Source organism: Brachyspira suanatina, from assembly GCF_001049755.1.
GTDB classification, from domain to species: domain Bacteria; phylum Spirochaetota; class Brachyspiria; order Brachyspirales; family Brachyspiraceae; genus Brachyspira; species Brachyspira suanatina.
In genome coordinates this window covers 244,342-263,315 of record NZ_CVLB01000001.1, presented here as the reverse complement: position 1 = coordinate 263,315, position 18,974 = coordinate 244,342, and the positions used below count along the sequence as shown (strand labels likewise).

The 18,974-nt window shown below is 27.3% G+C and carries 16 protein-coding genes; 3 read left to right on the top strand and 13 right to left on the bottom strand.

The window, feature by feature from the left end; genetic code table 11:
• Position 1: 1 nt before the first annotated feature.
• On the top strand, positions 2-1,987 hold the full coding sequence (gene priA, locus BRSU_RS01210) for a replication restart helicase PriA (RefSeq protein ID WP_048593404.1): 1,986 nt from the start codon (positions 2-4) through the stop codon (positions 1,985-1,987).
• 7 nt (positions 1,988-1,994) lie between these two features.
• Here priA and BRSU_RS01205 read toward each other — a convergent pair whose 3' ends face one another.
• Positions 1,995-2,603, bottom strand: a complete 609-nt coding sequence (locus tag BRSU_RS01205) for a response regulator (protein WP_048593403.1) — start codon at positions 2,601-2,603, stop codon at positions 1,995-1,997.
• Positions 2,604-2,891: 288 nt separating this feature from the next.
• On the opposite strand from BRSU_RS01205, the gene BRSU_RS01200 reads away from it, so the two are divergent.
• Positions 2,892-3,956 carry a mannose-1-phosphate guanylyltransferase gene (locus BRSU_RS01200; RefSeq protein ID WP_048593402.1) on the top strand — a complete coding sequence of 355 codons (1,065 nt, stop codon included), beginning with the start codon at positions 2,892-2,894 and terminating at the stop codon, positions 3,954-3,956.
• 3 nt (positions 3,957-3,959) lie between these two features.
• Here the strand turns inward: BRSU_RS01200 and BRSU_RS01195 are convergent, their stop codons facing one another.
• From BRSU_RS01195 to BRSU_RS01145, 11 genes are all read right to left on the bottom strand, one after another.
• Positions 3,960-4,805 carry a hypothetical protein gene (locus tag BRSU_RS01195; protein WP_048593401.1) on the bottom strand — a complete coding sequence of 282 codons (846 nt, stop codon included), beginning with the start codon at positions 4,803-4,805 and terminating at the stop codon, positions 3,960-3,962.
• A 12-nt stretch (positions 4,806-4,817) separates the two neighbouring features.
• Positions 4,818-5,813 carry a hypothetical protein gene (locus BRSU_RS01190; RefSeq protein ID WP_048593400.1) on the bottom strand — a complete coding sequence of 332 codons (996 nt, stop codon included), beginning with the start codon at positions 5,811-5,813 and terminating at the stop codon, positions 4,818-4,820.
• A gap of 81 nt (positions 5,814-5,894) precedes the next feature.
• Entirely contained in the window at positions 5,895-6,749 is an 855-nt protein-coding gene (gene ispE / locus BRSU_RS01185) for a 4-(cytidine 5'-diphospho)-2-C-methyl-D-erythritol kinase (RefSeq protein ID WP_048593399.1), read from the bottom strand.
• Positions 6,750-6,830: 81 nt separating this feature from the next.
• Entirely contained in the window at positions 6,831-7,241 is a 411-nt protein-coding gene (locus BRSU_RS01180) for a hypothetical protein (protein ID WP_048593398.1), read from the bottom strand.
• A gap of 15 nt (positions 7,242-7,256) precedes the next feature.
• The gene (locus BRSU_RS01175; protein ID WP_048593397.1) at positions 7,257-7,742 is read right to left on the bottom strand and encodes a hypothetical protein; all 486 of its coding nucleotides are present in this window, start codon (positions 7,740-7,742) and stop codon (positions 7,257-7,259) included.
• Positions 7,739-8,908, bottom strand: a complete 1,170-nt coding sequence (locus BRSU_RS01170) for a chemotaxis protein CheB (RefSeq protein ID WP_048593396.1) — start codon at positions 8,906-8,908, stop codon at positions 7,739-7,741. Before BRSU_RS01170 ends, BRSU_RS01175 begins: the two co-directional genes overlap by 4 nt.
• Positions 8,909-8,916: 8 nt before the next feature.
• On the bottom strand, positions 8,917-11,229 hold the full coding sequence (lnt, locus tag BRSU_RS01165) for an apolipoprotein N-acyltransferase (protein ID WP_048593395.1): 2,313 nt from the start codon (positions 11,227-11,229) through the stop codon (positions 8,917-8,919).
• 101 nt (positions 11,230-11,330) lie between these two features.
• Positions 11,331-11,786 carry a bacteriohemerythrin gene (locus BRSU_RS01160; protein WP_028331328.1) on the bottom strand — a complete coding sequence of 152 codons (456 nt, stop codon included), beginning with the start codon at positions 11,784-11,786 and terminating at the stop codon, positions 11,331-11,333.
• Positions 11,787-11,864: 78 nt separating this feature from the next.
• Complete coding sequence (gene hslU / locus BRSU_RS01155; protein WP_048593394.1) at positions 11,865-13,226, bottom strand: ATP-dependent protease ATPase subunit HslU; 1,362 nt, start codon at positions 13,224-13,226, stop codon at positions 11,865-11,867.
• Position 13,227: 1 nt separating this feature from the next.
• Positions 13,228-13,758, bottom strand: a complete 531-nt coding sequence (gene hslV / locus BRSU_RS01150) for an ATP-dependent protease subunit HslV (RefSeq protein ID WP_020064472.1) — start codon at positions 13,756-13,758, stop codon at positions 13,228-13,230.
• Positions 13,759-13,987: 229 nt separating this feature from the next.
• Positions 13,988-16,000: an ankyrin repeat domain-containing protein gene (locus BRSU_RS01145; protein WP_048593393.1), complete on the bottom strand. Its 2,013-nt coding sequence runs from the start codon at positions 15,998-16,000 to the stop codon at positions 13,988-13,990.
• Positions 16,001-16,201: 201 nt separating this feature from the next.
• Here BRSU_RS01145 and BRSU_RS01140 point away from each other — a divergent pair, with 201 nt between their 5' ends.
• On the top strand, positions 16,202-17,389 hold the full coding sequence (locus BRSU_RS01140) for an iron-containing alcohol dehydrogenase (protein ID WP_048593392.1): 1,188 nt from the start codon (positions 16,202-16,204) through the stop codon (positions 17,387-17,389).
• A gap of 64 nt (positions 17,390-17,453) precedes the next feature.
• On the opposite strand, the gene BRSU_RS01135 is transcribed toward BRSU_RS01140, so the two are convergent.
• Positions 17,454-18,971 carry an AAA domain-containing protein gene (locus BRSU_RS01135; RefSeq protein WP_048593391.1) on the bottom strand — a complete coding sequence of 506 codons (1,518 nt, stop codon included), beginning with the start codon at positions 18,969-18,971 and terminating at the stop codon, positions 17,454-17,456.
• Positions 18,972-18,974: the final 3 nt, after the last annotated feature.

Sequence of the window (18,974 nt, the reverse complement as noted above, 5' to 3'; positions counted from 1 at the left end):
AATGTATGTTAAAGTTGTTTTCAATCTGCCTATAGACAGAATACTTACATACAGAAAACCAGATGAGATTAATGATAGCTTGGTAGGATGTAGAGTTGTTGCTCCTATTAAGGGTAAAAATAATAAGGGTATTGTTGTAGAAGAAGTTGAAACTATAGACGGTAACTATAAAGTATATCCTATCAAAGCTAGAATTGATCTTGAACCTATTTGTTCAGATAAAGAATTCAAATTAGCAAAATGGATGAGTAATTATTATCATTCATCTTTCGGAGAGGCATTATTTGCCGCACTTCCTGTAGGTACTCCGGCCAAAAAAGAAAAAAAAGCTAAACCAATACCTGCAAAACAAAAACCATATTTAAAACTTAATGAAGAACAAAAAGCCGTACTAAAAAAAATTAATGAAAGTATAGAATCAAATAATCCAAAAACTTTTCTCCTTCATGGCGTAACAGGAAGCGGAAAAACAGAAGTATATTTGCAGGCTATAAAGAAAGTTGTTGATATGGGTAAGCAGGCAATAGTGATACTTCCTGAAATATCTTTAACACCTCAAACTATAAAAAGATTTGCTGAAAGATTTGAAGGAAAAATAGCAGTACTTCATAGTAAATTATCTCCTAATTCTAAATACAGATATTGGCAGATGATAAAAAAAGATGAGATAAAAATCGTTATAGGTGCTAGAAGTGCCATATTCTCCCCTACTCCAAATTTGGGTATAATAGTTATAGATGAAGAGCATGAAACAAGTTATAAGGCAGGAGATACTCCAAGATATCATGCCAGACAGGTTGCTTTTTATAGAAAATCTCATGAGAATGCTACATTGCTTTTAGGAAGTGCCACTCCTTCTATAGAAAGCTTTTATTATGCATCAATAGGCAAAATAGAGCTTCTAAGCCTAAAGAAAAGAGCAGCTTCAGTTAATATGCCTGAAGTAAGAATATTAGATTTGAAAAAGGAAAAAAGAGCAGATACTTTTCCTATGATTACTCAAAAACTTGTTGAGGAAATAAATAAAAAGTTAGAAAAAAAAGAACAAATTATACTATTTCTTAATCGTAAAGGTTATGCTCCTGTAGTTACTTGTTCATATTGTCAGAGAGTTTTAGAATGCCCTAATTGTTCGGTATCTCTTACTTATCATAAGAAGAAAAATGTTGTTATGTGCCATTACTGCGGATATACTCAATATTTAGATGAGCTTTGCGATGAATGTAAAATAGGACATTTCGAGAGAATAGGAAGCGGTACTGAAAAAGTAGAAGAGCATTTAAATATACTTTTTCCAAATGCTGTAGTAGAGAGAATGGATCAGGATACAGTAGGCGGAACAAAAAACTATGAAAAAATATTCAAAAGATTTTCTGATGGAGAAATAGATATATTAATTGGAACTCAAATGATTGCTAAAGGACTTGATTTTCCTAATGTTACTTTAGTCGGAGTACTTTTAGCAGATATGTCTCTTCATATACCTGATTTCAGAAGCGCTGAAAGGACTTTCAATTTAATAACTCAAGTAGCAGGAAGAAGCGGAAGAGGAGAAAAAAATGGTGTTGTATATATTCAAACTTATTCTCCTAATAATTATAGTATAGAATGTGCTAAAAATCATGATTATATATCTTTTTATAATAGAGAAATAGAAAATAGAAAAGCACCTTTAAATTATCCTCCTTTTTCAAGACTTGTAAGATTAGTAATAAGAGGAATAGATGAACAAAAAGTAAAAAATGATGCTAATAAAATAGCAGATATGCTTAGAATGGAAACATACAATGATTCAGATAAAATAATAATATTAGGAGCAACTGCATGCGCTATTAGTAAATTAAATAAATATTATAGATGGAATATTCTTATAAAAACTCCATCACATTCACTGCTAAAAAATTTCTTTAATAAACTAAATAATACTTTTACAGCAAATAAAGGCAATTATATAGAAATAGACATAGACCCTATAAATATGCTTTAATAATTATTTACACATCGACATAAAATCTAATAGCATTTTTAATTCTTGCTTTAAGTTCATTTTGTCCCACAGGCTTTTTTACATAATCGCAAGCACCTTTCTCAAGCCCATTTACAACATCATCTTCATTATATCTCTTTGTAATAATAATAATTAATGATGTTCTTAGAGAAATTTCTTTTTTAATTTCATCTATTAGATAAAAATAATCCTTATCATCTGATAAATTGATATCCATTAGAATGATATCAGGTGAAATCTTTTTTAACTCTTTTAAAGGTGCAGCTAAATTAGATATACATGTAACATCATAATCATCTTTAAGCCATTCAAGATAATTTTTTCTTGTGATCTCCATAGGCTCGATTATGGCAAGCTTATATTTGGACTGTTTTCTTTTTAATTTGATTCTTTTTTCTTTTTTGTTGAAAGCCAAAAAAGCTTTTAAATCAGCATAACGAATTTTGTATCTCTTGCCGGGTGTAACATCAGCCTTTAATCCATAATGTCTAACCCAATAATTAACTGTAGTTCTTGAGACTCCAACTATTTTAGCCGCATCTATAGGCGACAGCATATCATCGTCATCGTATATTAGCTCTTCAGTATTATTCATATAACCTCTCAAATTTCAAAAATTTAAAGAAAAATAAAAAATCTCCCATTACACGATAAAAGATAATACATAATGAAATTTTTGTCAAATAAAAATATTTAAATTATATTTAATATTAATGTATTTATATTTATTAATACTATATAAGAACTACATTTTTTACAAAAAATATATTTTTTTTATTTTAATGTATGAAATGTAAATACTTTTTTTACAATATCATTGTTTTTTATTTAATTATATATATAATAAGGTACTATAAAATAACTTTTATTCAAAGGCATTAATATGAAAAAATCAGTACTTATAATGGCTGGAGGAATAGGTGAAAGACTATGGCCTCTAAGCAGAGAAAGTAAACCAAAACAATTTTTAAGTATTATAGAAAATAAATCTCTTATAGAACAGACAATAGACAGAGCATTAAAAATTACTAGTGAAGATAATATTTTCATAATAACAGGCAAAAGATATAAAGATGTATTTGCTAAATATATGCCTTCCTTTAAAAACATTATATATGAACCAATGGGAAGGGATACAGCAGCAGCTATTGCCCTAGGTGCTATTTCCATAAAAGAAAAGATAGGAAATGCTATGATTGCTGTGCTTCCAGCAGATCCTATAATAAAAAATGAAGATTTATTCATAAAATCCATTGAAAATGCCATTGAAGTAAGTGAAAATACTAATGATGTTGTAGTAGTAGGAATTAAACCTAATAGAGCTGAAACAGGATACGGATACATAAAAATAAAAGACAATATCAAAGATGATGTATATAATGTTGATAGATTCGTAGAAAAGCCTAATTATGAAAATGCATGCAAATTTTTAGAAGATGGTAATTATCTATGGAACAGCGGTATGTTTATATGGTCTATAGATAATATTCTTAATTCAATAAAAGAATTAATGCCTGATACATATAATAAAACCGTACAAACATTAGAAGCAAAAGATGATATTCAAAAAGAAGAAATATTCAAAACTATAGATAAAATATCTTTCGACTTCGGTATAATGGAAAAATTAAATAATATTAAATGTATAAAATCTAGATTCTTTTGGGATGATTTGGGAGCATTTTCAGCACTTGGAAGAATACATAATAAAGATGCTAATAATAACGTAGTAATAGGAAATGTATATGCTAAAGAAGCAAAAAGCAATATCATAATAAATGATGATAAAGATACTTTCATAGCAATAGACGGAGTTGATGATTTAACTATAGTAAAATCAAACGGAGTGCTTTTAATTTATCCAAACAATAAAGATTCAAAAATTAAAGAAATATTGAAGGATATAAGAGAAAAAGATGAATTAAAAGACAAAAGAAATTTACTTTAACATCTATTTTCTTTTAGAGTATTTATCATTAAGCAAAGTTTCTTTATACATTTTATCCTTTGCCTCTTTTATTTTTTCTAACTGAGATTCTTTTTTCTCTTTTTCTTTTCTTTCTTTTTGATTGTCATCTATAACTTTACCATTTATTAAAACATTTACGAATTCTATTTTTTCATTATCAATAATTTCATAAGGTATAGTCCTACCCTTTATTTCTACATTTTCAAATTTTAATGATTTATAAAATACCATATTCCTAAAATCAGCATCACCCTCTATAATAATATTTTCAAAACTAGATTCTCCCTGCAAACTTGCATTGAGCATGCTAAAATTATTTTTAAAATGAATATGATTAAATGAAAGTCTATCAATTATATCAGAATTGGCAATAGAAAAATTACAATCTGCTGTTATATTATCAATATCAATGGACTGTAAATTTGACAAAGACATATCAAAATCCATATTTATTTTAGAGTTTTTTATAATAATTTCTTTATAAACGTTAGACATTGTAATAAAAAAACCGCTTTCAAAATTACTGTCTGTAAAATCTAAAGATCCAAATAAATTGAAATTTCTCATTTGAAATGGTCCGTAAAATGAAGAATTGGTAAAAAGCATATTAGAATTTTTTTCTATTTTTAATCCATCAAAATTAAATCCGTCATAACTTATCATATAAGAGAAATTATAGAATCCTCTATAAATATCATCTCTTATTATTCTTCTGAAAAGTCCTTCAGGTTTATCATTGCTGTTATGATGTATAATGCATAAACCATCTTTGTATTCTTCTCTCGGACAATTTTCTGTATTAGATATTTTCTGTTTACAAATAGCCATAAAAAACCTATATTAAAACATAAAACTCATGCCTACATCATGCGAAATATTATCTTTACTAAAATTATCAAAACTGATAGCATAATCAAGTCTGAACAAATCTAAATAAACAGACAAGCCTAAAGAAACACCTTTAGTACCCACTCCCAATCTAGCTAAAACACCGCTTGGAAGTTTTTGAGCTAGTCTTTTTTGTATAAAATCAGGTGCATCTAATATGCTTTCAGGCAAATCATCATACCATGCTGTTTTTTGCTTAAATAATCCTAATTTATTAAAATCTATAATCATAGCCTCAAGACCAACAGAGAATTCATGACTTACAGAAGGTACTGATATTGTATATTGTCCTGATATAGCAAAACTTCCATCGCTTTTAGCGTATGCTACAGAAGCTATTATATCAGTATCTGTTTTAGCAAAAACATTATCATAAAATCCAAAATTCCTAATTCCTAAACCAAGTTTAAAACTAGGAGTAAAAATAGACTGCATATATGATAAATCAAAAAACATTCCAAAATTATTATCTTTTCCGCTATTATTAATAACAGTTTTTATATTTCCGCCTATAAAAGAACTATCGCTAATCGCATAAGCAGCACCTACATTGATTAAATAAAGTCCGTTATATATATCATTTTTTTTAGTTCCTAAACTATCATAAGAATAAACTTTATTTATTTCTCCTGCAAAACCTATACCAACCGCATAATATCCTCCTATATGAGCATATGAAGCATTAAATATATAATCATTTTGAGGATTGGATGTAACAGTATAATTCAAATTAACACTATCTCTAAGTACTCCCATTAAAGATGAAGAGTTCTTAAACACAACAGATGAGTCATTTCCTATTAAAAAATCTGCCCCCATCATACCTTTTGATCTTGTACTTACTGTTTCTAAAACTGATAATGAATGCTTTGATGATAAAGATGATAAATCAGCTGCAAAAAATACAGAAGAATAAATAAATAATATAATAAATATTTTTTTTACCATTTTTTATAATGTTCTCTTTTTATTTTTAGAATATTTAATTTTTTAATAAAAAAATTATAACATAAAAAAGATTAAATACAATTAAATCAAACTCACTTTATATATATCAATATTAAGTTCATTTTTTAATTTTTTAAAATCATCTTCAATCATAGCATCATCATTATTATATAAAGCAAAAAGCGAAGAACCTGAACCGCTCATATTTACTTTTCTTTTAATTATACTTTCTGTTTTATTTTTTATTTCTTCTATTCTTTTTTCTAAATTAAAAACATTATTCTCAAATACATTATATGTTTTTGAAACTATTTTTTCAAAGTTAATATCTCTATTATCAAGCATATTCTTTATATAAAACAAATCTGATTTATTAAAATCTTCAGGAGTAAATTTTGAATAAGCTAATTTTGTAGAAACATGTATATTTGGGTATATTAAAATAACATTATAAGGAAGCGTAAAATCATAATTTTGTATCTTCTCTCCAATACCTGAAACCCAAGCACATCCTCCTCTTATAAAAAAAGGAATATCTGCCCCAAATGAAGAAAAAGATTCTATTAAATCATCATTTATATCGATATTTAATTCAGATAAAAAAAACTTAATAATATTAGCCGCATCAGATGATCCGCCTCCAAGTCCTGCCCCTGTAGGTATGTTTTTTTCTATATGTATATTGTAATTATTATTAAGATTCATTTTACTTTTAAAATGATTGAATATTTTTGTTACAATATTTTCTTCTTTATCATCTTCTAATGCATACTTACCGCTTGTTGTAATATTATATTTATCAGCTTTTTCAATATTTATTACATCATATAAATTAACGGTGTGAAATAAAGATTCTATCAAATGATATCCGTCTTTTCTTTTTGATGTTATATCAAGAGAAATATTTATTTTGCATGGAGCTTTTATTATAGGCATATATATTTTCCTTAAAATAAAACTTAATTATTTTATTTTAGTATATTTAATATTTTTTGCAAATAACTAAAAAATAATATTTTATTTTAAAGGAAGTTTATCTATTGACTCTATTTTCCATTTGCTGGAATTATTAGCAAGTCTTATATAATAATATGTAGGTGAAAATTCTGTATTTCTAACTATATAATATCCTCTTGATGGATTACTGCTATCACCTATTGTATAATTTATAGTTACTGAGTATTCCTCATTTGAAGAAGACATTAACTTCTTTAAAGAGTCAGTATTATCTAATATAATATTTTTTATGTTTTCTATATTTTCTATATTAGAATTCTTTTCTATCCAATTTATATTATCATTTAATATTTCATTTTTCATCTCATCATAAAATGCAAACAAAGATTTTTTTCTAACACTGTCTAAATCTTCCAAACATGATACTGCTATAAATAGTACAGCAATTAATGTAATCAAAATTTTTTTCATTAAAAAATCCTATTTTCAAATATTCAAAAAATTAATAGTAATTAAATTCCACTTATCATTTAAATAAATAGCCACAAATTCAATAGAATTTTCAGATATTTTATTAAAAGAAGGATATTCAATTTGAGCTACCATAACATCTTTATATTTTTTATATGTAACATTAACATCATAATATCCGCCATCCTTAGGCAAATAATTACAAAGAGAATCATCATTATCTGAAAATATTCTTTGGTATAAAGCCCCCCTATTTTTTATAGACTCTATAATATTAACAGGAGTAAGTTCATATATCAAACTCATCTCATTCAAAGTATTAATTATATTTTCATCTACATTCGGAACAAAATTAGAAGTAAACTCCAAAGTATCCTTATTTGATATGAGTTTAGATATATATTTCTCATATTCATATAAACTATATTCAGCGCCATATTCTTTTTTACAAGAAGATGCAAAAATAATCAATATAATAGTTAAAATCACAATATTCTTCATTTAAGTTTACCTCTCAAATATTGTACCAAAAATTCGGCAATATCATAAAGTGATAATACCAAATGCACAACTTTATTCTCTATAACACTTCTAGGCATACCGTATACTGTGCAGCTTGCCTTATCCTGAGCAATAGTTAAATTATTATCATTGTATAATTTAGTCATGCCGCTAGTACCGTCATTTCCCATACCTGTCATTACAATAGCAATAGCTTTATCTCTTAAAACTTCATCAATAGTATTAAATAAATAATCAACACATGGTGTATAAACAAATTTTTTATCCGGATCAGGATAAAATTTAATTCTTAATTTTCCTTTGCTGTCCATATATATACCCATGTTTTTATCACCTGGAGAGATATATACAATAGACGGTAATATCTCCTCATCTACCTGGGCCTCTTTAATTTTTATTTTAGAAATATCCTGCAAACTAGAAATAAGAGAAGATGAAAATTCTTTAGGTATATGCTGAGATATTAATATAGGTAAAGGAAAATCTTTAGGCAGACTAGGAAGCATTATTCTAAGTGCTCTAGGACCTCCTGTAGATATACCTATTGCCACTAAAACAGGAGCTTTAAAGTCTTTTCTAAAAGATTTACTCAAAGCTGTTGCAACTTGTTTTTGATCATAAGGCATAATTTTTACATTATCATCAAATTTATCCAAGTATGTTTTTTCATCATCTTCAATAACTTCTTTCATATTACAATTATTTAAAATACTTGAATTATAATCAAAACCTAAATCATTTTTTACAGGATTATTTTTTGTAGTTTCTAATATTATATTAAGTATATTATCTCTAATAAACTCAGAATTAATATTTCTAGGCTTATATATTATATCTAAAGCACCTAAGTCTAAAGCCCTAGATGATAAATCTTTATTCTGTGCCAAAGAACTCATAATTAAAATATTAGTTTCTATATTATCTTTTTTTAATAACTTTAACAATTCTATACCGCCCATCAATGGTAAATCTATATTCATAACAACAAAATCAGGTTTTATTGATACTATAGATTTATATGCATCTATACCATTATTCACAATACTTACAACTTCTATTCTATAATGATTAGCCAATACATTATTTAATAATGCACTAGTAGTTTTAGAATCCTCAGCTATAAGTACTCTGATAGCTCCCAACATATAAATCTTTAATCCTCTTTTATTAAATTATTATTTTTTTTTATATCTTTATTATTGAGGCTTTCCTCATTTTCTTCTATAATACCTGTTAAAGCAGAAGATATTTCTGATGTATATTTATCTCTTTCAAATATACTATAACTCTCTGAATTATTTATAATATCAGACATCTCTTTAGAATAGTTTATAGCATTATCAGAAAATAAATCTATATTTTTATTACCATCAAGCCTTTTATTATCATTATTTTTATTATTATTATTTATTTTTCTATTATCATTTATTTTTTTATCAGGATATACCTTTTTTTCTTCTGTTATTGTATTTTTATCCGCTTTATTTTCTTTAACATCTTTAACAATATTAGAATTAGCTTCTTTTTTACTTACAAAATCGTCTATATCATCTAAACTAGGCAATTCATAATTATTATCATTATTAATATATTCATCAACTTTCTTTGATGAAGGTACTACCGGTACTTCTGCAGTTTCTAATTTTTTAGCAAAGAAACGTTTTTTTATAATTTCTTTTAATTCAACTAATGTTTTAGTAGTAGCTGATAAGAATAATACAATAATGGATATAAGACAAAGATATACAAACCATTCTCCAAATCTAGTATATATAGTGATTCTTTCATTGAGAGCAACATTTGCAATCAAATAATCAGGTTTCCAAAAAGGAAGAGTAGAAATTATTTTTCCGGTACTTGATATATGACCTGTTACACCTGAATTTCCATTATGTACAATATCCCTTCTATTTTCTATGGCTCTAAATACTGACATATAAAAATGCTGAAGTAATGATTCATCACTATAAGACCAAGAGTCCTCTGTAATAACAGCTAAAGCCTGAGCTCCATTATAGGCAAATTTTCTCATAAAATCGCCGAAAGCACTTTCATAACATATAGCACCAGAAATACGATAACCATTAGGATGATTAAATACTGTTACTTTCTTTCCTCTTTCCCATCTATTAGCTCCGGCACTATCAAACTGTTTATACATAAAATTAATTATATTCTTAAATGGAAAGGTATTAAGTAAAAACTCATTGTCCTGAAAAGGATAAGATTCTCCTCCAGGTACAAGTTTTATTTTAGAATATTCATCTATCTTATTACCTCTGTCATTAACAAATTCTATACTATTATAGTATGAATATTGATTATAGGCATTCTCATTAGTATTTTCTTTTATAGATACAGTACCAATCAAATGATAAGTCTGAGTATATTTAACCATATCATAAAAAATATACATATTATATATTGATGGGTAGGCATAATCAGGTATACCTGTATCAAAAATATCTTTATAATTGTTTACAACAAAACTGTATCCCTCTATAGCAGCAGTTTCAGGATATACTATTAAAGATGGCTTTGATAGGGAAGCATCTCTTGCAAGAGAGCATATTCTTTTTATGGCAATAGTACCATTCTGTGTAGATCCATCGGGCTTCTCTTGATCTTTAAATTTATCTGATTTTAAAAGAAATCTTTCGGCAAAACCTTGAATGCCTCCGCCTCCTTTTCTAAATGGCTCTCCTGTATATATACTATTCCATGGATTATTTGGATCAAATGCATGCTGTATAAGAGCTATATTAGTTTTTGGCTGAAAAGCCCTCCTTGATTCTTCAACATTCATTCTAATAGCACCGTATATAATAACTAAAACAAATGATGATATAAAAACTAATGCTGGTATATACGGCTTTTTATATTTAATTTTATCTTTCTCAGCATATAATAATAAATAATGAGCAATAATTGAATTAGAAAAATAAACAAAAAAGCTTATTCCTAATACTCCAAATATATCTGCTGATTGTATGAATATAGAAAAATTCCATTGAGAATATCCAATAATCCCCCATGGAAAACCAAGAAATCCCACATTACGCATATATTCCATAAATGTGAATACAACCGGTACTGCTATAAATCTAAATTCAGGATTTTTTTTAGAAAGAAACCCGCTTAACAGCATTGACGGAAAATAAAATAAAAATATCAATAAAAATAGAATAGTAAATAATGTCAAAAAAGAAATTAAGGATCCTAGCTCTCTTAACATAAAAGCTACGATCCACATTAAAAGAATACCAAAAAAAATCAGTACAAATATAGAAGATGATATAATATAATACCTTATCTTATCTGCTTTAAATATTATAATATTAAGCGGAACTAAAGCAACAAAAGATATCGGGAATAAATTAAGTGGCGGAAACGCCAAAAATAGAAGTATAGCACTAATAATACTTAATATAATTACACCAATTACATACGAATTACTCTTATACACTTATAACAATCCTACTATTTTTTATACAGTTCTATTTTAAATTGATAATAACAAATTATAATAAACATAGATGTTTATAAACTATATTAATAATGCTTTTATTAATTGCCTTCTTTTTTCTTTAAAGCTTCTTTAATTTCATTTACAAATTTTTTATCTTGAAAGCCTATATGCTCTAAAAGCCAATCTTTTAAGAACTTAATAAACTTATTGGCTACAAAAGGCTGACCTTCTTCATATTTTCTAATCTGATCAACTATTTCAAGATAAAAACTTTTATGCATAGCTTTATGATTCTCAGCATCTGAATAATTAATTAAATCCATTATTTTTTCTTCTGTCTTGAAATGATACTGAGTATAGTCTATACATTTTTTAATAGCTTTAATAAAAGCTTCATTAGTATTGGCATTATTATCAACAGTTGCCAAATAAAGCTCATTAACAATATTAACAAGCTCTTTATGCTGACTGTCTATAAGTTTATGCCTTGTCTCATATAGAGGCACCCATTTAATAAATACAGTACTTTCTTGTTGTTCATTGTTATTATCCATCATAAACTCCATTTTTTTTAATTATATTTACTATATTATAAAAAATAATAAAAAAATCTACTATTATATTAAAAAACACTACAATATATATCTGCTTATATCTCTGTTATCCTCGATATCCTTCATCGACTCTTTTATATTATCGGCATTAATTTTTATAAATTCACCTTTATGTTCATCAGCACTAAAAGAAATCTCTTCAAATACCTTTTCCATAATAGTGTAAAGTCTTCTAGCACCTATATTTTCCACATTAGTATTGATATTATATGCTATATCTGCTATTGCTGATAGAGCCTCTTCTTCAAATTCTATTGTTACCCCCTCTGTCTTTAATAGCTCCTGATACTGTTTTGTTATAGCATTCTTAGGATTAACAAGTATATCCTTGAAATCATCTTTTGATAAAGCCTTTAACTCAACTCTTATAGGAAATCTTCCTTGAAGTTCAGGAATCAAATCGGAAGGCTTATTTATATGGAAAGCCCCTGCTGCAATAAACAATATATGATCTGTTTTTATAGGACCATATCTTGTATTAACTGTAGTACCTTCAACTATAGGAAGTAAATCTCTTTGTACACCATGACGGGCTACATCTGCACTATCTGTTTTATTGCCGCTTGCAATTTTATCTATTTCATCTAAGAATATGATACCCATATTCTCTGTAAGACTTAAAGCATCGGATGTGATTTTATCCATATCTATAAGAGATTCTGAAGCCTCATTAATTAAATATTTTTTAGCCTCTTTAACTCTCAAACGTTTATGCTTCTTATTTGTAGGCATAATACTTCCTACCATGGATTGAATCATATCACTTTCTTCAAAACCCATACCTGGAATTATACCAAACATTCTATTATTTCCTGATGATATTTTAATTTCTACATAACTTTCATCAAAATCACCATTCTGTATACGTTTTTTTATTTGTTCTTTAGCATTTTTCTTCTTTTCTGCTTCTTCTTCAGACATATTTTCATCATTTTCTTTTTTAACAGAAGGAAGAAGTAATTTAGCTAATTTATCCAAAGCTATTTCTGTAGCCTCTTTTTCTACTTCTTTCATCATAGCAGTTTTAAGATCAAATATGGCAACATTTACCAAATCTCTTACCATACTCTCAACATCACGTCCTACATAACCAACTTCTGTATATTTTGTAGCCTCAACCTTAATAAAAGGAGCATTTACCAATTTAGCAAGTCTTCTAGCTATCTCAGTTTTACCAACTCCTGTAGGACCTATAAGAATTATATTTTTAGGCGCAACCTCATCTCTCAATTCATCAGGTAAATGTCTTCTTCTATATCTATTTCTCAAAGCTATAGCAACAGAACGTTTTGCCTCTGTCTGTCCTATTATATATTGATCCAATGCCTCTACTATTTTTCTAGGCGTAAGTTCGCTTTCTAATTTCGCATCAAATGACATCTTATTCTATTACCTCCAAAGAAATATTGCTGTTAGTGTATATACATATTTTAGAAGCTATTTCAAGCGATTTTCTAGCTATTTCTTTAGCGGAAAGGTCTGTATTTTCACTTAATGCCATTGCAGCTGCTTTAGCATACTGTCCGCCGCTACCTATAGCTAATATATTGTTCTCACTTTCTATAACATCACCATTACCGGAAAGTAAAAGCATTTTTTCTTTACTTGCCACTATAATAAGCGCCTGTAAATTTCTAAGCATTTTATCAGTTCTCCATTCGCGTGCAAGCTCAACTGCCGCTCTGGTTAAATCACCTGAAAATTCCTGAAGTCTTTTTTCAAATTTTTCAAATAATGTAAAAGCATCAGCAGTGGATCCAGCAAAACCGGATATCACTTTACCACCGTATAATTTTCTTAATTTAACAGCATTAGGTTTCATTACAGTTTCGCCTAATGTAACTTGTCCATCTCCAGCTATTGCCGTAACTCCGTCTCTGCATACTGCACATATTGTAGTGCCTTTAAACATATTCTTAATTCCTCTCAATTAATATATTATCTTATATTGTATTATATATTTATTTCTATTGCAAATTTTATTGTACTATTTTTCTAATATTATTTATAACAAATATATAATTATAATATATTATGATTTTATGAAAAAAGATATTTTTTATTGAAATAAATAAAAAAATAAAGGCTTGAAATTTATAAAATTCCAAGCCTTTTAAAATCACAATTATAATAAAATTAAATTACCACCATTTTTTATCCAAATTTGGCTTTTTATTGTACTCAGGAAGTATTAATTCTTGTTCATTACCTATTTCTTGATTATTATCAGGTATATAAGCAGCACCTTTTAAATAATTGGCTATATTCTCATAACCATTATCAAGAGCTAAATCAGCAGCGATATAACCGTCATTATCTTTTAATGTTTTATCAGCATTACATTTTTCTACCAAAGCCATAACACTATCTATATTACCATAAGCAGCAGCATAATGTAAAGCTGTATCATTATTAGAATCTTTTATATTAACATCTGCTTTTCCGTTTTGAACTAAAGCTGTTAAAGCATCAACATTATCTTCTAAAGCAGCATAATGTATAGGATACATATTTTCATTATTAGCCATATTAACACTTGATTTGTCTGAAGCAACTATATTTTTTATAACATCAGAAGATGCATACATTGCAGCATAATGTAAAGCTGTATTTCCATCAGAGTTTTGAATTTTTGAATCAGCTCCGTATTTCAAAAGTACATTAACTGTAGATGGCTTATCTTTCATAGCGGCCCAATGTAATGGAGTATCATTTCCATTTTTGTCAGCTTCATTTACTAATGTTTTATCTTTTTCTAATAACAATATAACAGTATCATCATTGCCGTTTGCTGAAGCCACATGTATAGGCATAGCACCATCTATATCATCTCTAGCTCTCATATCACAGCCTGCCTCTATTAAAGTATAAACTATATCAGCATTACCTACATAAGAAGCAACTATTAAAGGAGTAGCACCGCCTAAATACCAATTATCCAAAGTAGCTTTATAAGGAAGTTTTGCCTCTTTATTGATATCTTTATATTTAAGTAAAGCTTCTACTGTATCTAAATTATTATTTATAACTGCCAAATGTAAAGGAGTATATCCATTTTCATCTACAAAATTAGGATTAACACCCTCTTTTATTAAAGTATTCAAAGCTATTGTATCATTATTTTTAACAGCAACTAAAAGTTCTAATTGTTTAACATCTAAATCAGCAGCATTTACAGTATCTTCAGTGTAAACTTCTTCAGTTTCTTCATCTACAGTATCATTTTGAGCATATTCTTCATTTTCTGCTGTAACTTCTTCTTCTGCTGCTGTTTCTTCCTCATTATTCATAGCTTCTTCTGTATTATTATCTTCTGTATTATTATCAGCTACAACTGTTTCATCTCCTTCCAAACTATCTTCAGGAGTACCTTCTCTTGCTATATTATCATTTCCTGCTAAATAGTTTTTAACATCATCTCCTCTTGCATAGTATATAGGCTCATTTCCATCTTTAGTTGTACTTGTTTTATCAGCACCTAAATCGACAAGAGTTTGTACAGTTTGAAGAGAAGAGAAAGCAGCAGCGTAATGTAAAGGTGTCCATCCATCAGCATCTTTAGATTCTATATCTGCCCCATTTTCCATTAATAATTTAACAGTTTCAGGCTTATCTTTCATAGCAGCCCAGTGTAATGGAGTATTTCCTCTATTATCTACATCATTTATAGTAGTAGGATCTTTATCAAGAAGCATAATTACTACATCATTATTACCATTAGCAGAAGCCATATGTATAGCCATACTGCCATCAACATCATCTTGTGCTTTAATATCAGCATTATTATCTAGTAAAACTGAAACAATATTAGTATCTCCAATATATGAAGCTAATATTAACGGAGTTGCTCCTCCTAAATACCAACCATCTATACTTACTTTCATATCCAATTTTGAATTAATATCTATATTTTCATTTTCTAAAAGTACGTTTATAGTATTCAAATCTTTATTCAATACCGCTCTATGCAAAGGAGTATATCCTTCAGCATCTAGAACATTTATATCTATATCTGTAGAATCATTTAATATATTTGATACATTATCTGAATTTTGTTCATTAATTGCATTAAATAGATTAGTTTCATTTGCAGTTAATGCGAATACAGAATAGCTAAAAGTCAATAGTATAATCAAAAATCTAATATGTTTCACCTTTATACTCCAATCTCAAAATAAGTAATATTTATAAGTATATTAGATAATAAATAAATATCAAGTACAATAAAAAATTTATATTTAAAAAATTTTTATTTAAAAATATTTTTTTGGTATTTTTAATTTAATATTGTATTATAATAATAAAATCATTATAATAATACTTTAGTAAAAAATCTTTATATAAAGGAAAATAACATGCAAAGTTTCATATATAATAATCCAACAAAAGTAATATTTGGAAAAGATACAGAAAACATGACAGCTAAAGAAATAAAAAAGCTAGGCTGTAAAAAAATATTTATAGTTTATGGTACAAAAAGCGTAAAAGAAAGCGGATTATTAGAAAAAATAGAAAATATAATTAAAGAAGAAAATATAGAATATGAAATGTTTGGAGGAGTAAAAGCCAATCCTACATTATCTCATGCTAGAGAAGGGGTAAAAAAATCTATAGCTTTTAAATCAGACTTTATACTTGGCATAGGAGGAGGAAGCGTAATCGATACTGCTAAAGCAATAGCACATGGTACAGCTAATCCGGATACTGATATATGGGAGTTTTGGACAAAATCAAAAACTTTAGAAAAAAGTCTTCCTATAGGATGTGTTCTTACCATATCAGCTGCAGGAAGTGAAACAAGCAATTCTGCCGTACTTACTAATGAAGAAACTCTTGATAAAAGGGGACTTCCTACAGAATTTAATCGTCCTAAATTTGCTATAATGAATCCATGCTTAACTTTTACATTACCTTATTATCAAGTAGCATGCGGAATAGTTGACATGCTTATGCATACATTTGATAGATATTTCGGAGACAGTGAAAATTCAGTAAATGGTGATAACAATCAAACAACAGATGCGATTGCCGAAGCTGTTTTAAGAACTATTTTTAAAAACGGCTTAATAGCTATGAAAGATAAAACTGATTATGATGCTATGAGCGAACTAATGTGGTGCGGAAGTTTATCTCATAATACTTTAACAGGACTAGGACTTACTTTCGATTTTATAGTACATAAATTCGGACATGAATTGAGTGCAAAATTTGATTGTGCACATGGAGCAAGTCTTTCTGTGATGTGGGGACCTTGGGCTAAATACTGTTTAAAAGACAAAAAAGAAAGATTCATTCAATATTCAAAAAATGTTTGGAATATAGATGATGATACAGGACTTAAAGGAATAGAAAAAACTATAGAATATTTCAAGCAAATAAATATGCCTACCAACTTTACGGAATTAGGAGTGGGAATACAAAGTGAAGAAGTTTTACAAGATTTAACAAGAAGATGCATCAAAGATGGTAAGTTAGAGTTTAAACATTTCAGAGCTTTAAATAAAGAAGATGTTTATAATATTTTCAAAATGGCTAATGTTTAATACTTTATATTATAGTCAATCTAATTATCAAAAATAAATAGTTAGATTGACTATATGATCTATATTAACACACTTTTGAGAATGAATAAATATTTTTCAATATATCTACCTTATTACAATACTTAGACATACCAACCATATACAATCTGTTTTTTGCTCTTGATATTGCTACATTAAGTCTTTTTATATTAGAAAAGAATTTTGCAGAACCTGTATTTCTAACAACGCTAAAATAAACTATATCAGCTTCTTTACCCTGAAAAGCATCTATTGTATCTATTTTTATATTTAAATGCTTCAGATTTTCATTATTTTTTATTTTTTTTCTAATTTCATACTTTTGTTTCTTATATGGTGTTATTATTGCTATAGATGTATTTGCATTAGTATTTAAGTTTTCAATACTATTATTTATTAAATCTATTTCTATAGGATTATATAATTCCCCTCTATAATTATTAGGAAATTTTTCATTTGTATGATAATCTATCCAATATATACTTTCATCATCACAATATGCTGTAGCATTTTTTAATTCTCCATTATAAAAAAATCTGCTTACAATATCACCTATCTTTGCTTCCATTCTATATTGAGTATCCAGCATACCGAACATTGTATCTCTATCAGAATTCTTAAATAATCTATCAACTAAAGAATTTTCTATTAATGTTTCTTGCAAATTAATATCTATTTCATTCATAGTTTCTATTTCATTACGGCAAAATACAGGAGGAAGTTGATTAGGATCCCCAACTAATATTACCTTTTTAGCAAAAGAAGCAGGCATTAAAATTTCAGGTAAAGTATTTTTAGATACTTCATCAATAATAACTAAATCATAAGCCTCATCAGTTTCTTCTATTTTAAATCTTCCAATTTGATTGCATGTAATACCTAATATACTTACATTATCACAAATATACTTATGATTTCTCTTTTTATTTCCTATATTTCTTTCAAACTCAAAAAATAAATTCTCACAAAACTTTTTATCATAACTAGAAGCTACATATTTTTTCCAATGATCTATATAATTATTATAGCAAACATTATATGCCAAATTATCACTCTTATCTTTAAACTCTTCATATCTCATAATAGAATAATTCAATTTTCTTTTACAGCATTCATATATCAATTTTTCTATAGCATTATCAACTGCAATATGTGTTTCAGAGCATATAGCTATTTTAGATTTACTATTCATTTTCATAGTTTGTAATATTATCTCAGCAATTGCTGTAGTTTTTCCTGTACCAGGAGGACCCATTAAACAAAATAATTTCTTGCTGTTTATTGCTTTCTCTATAATATTAAATACACCACTTCCTTTTTTATATATATCTTGTATTGGATCAATATGAATATTATTTTCCTTTTTTGATTCAGATACAATATTGTTATCATAAGTTCTTTTCAAAGTTTGAAAGAGTTTTGCATCCATAAAAATTCCATACTCTATTTTTTTTATATATTCTATCTGCCTTAAATATTTTATACGTAATTTATCATCTATCATAGTATCAGATAATACATTCAAATAATTTTTCCAAGCTGATAAATATTCTAAAAATGTCATAAT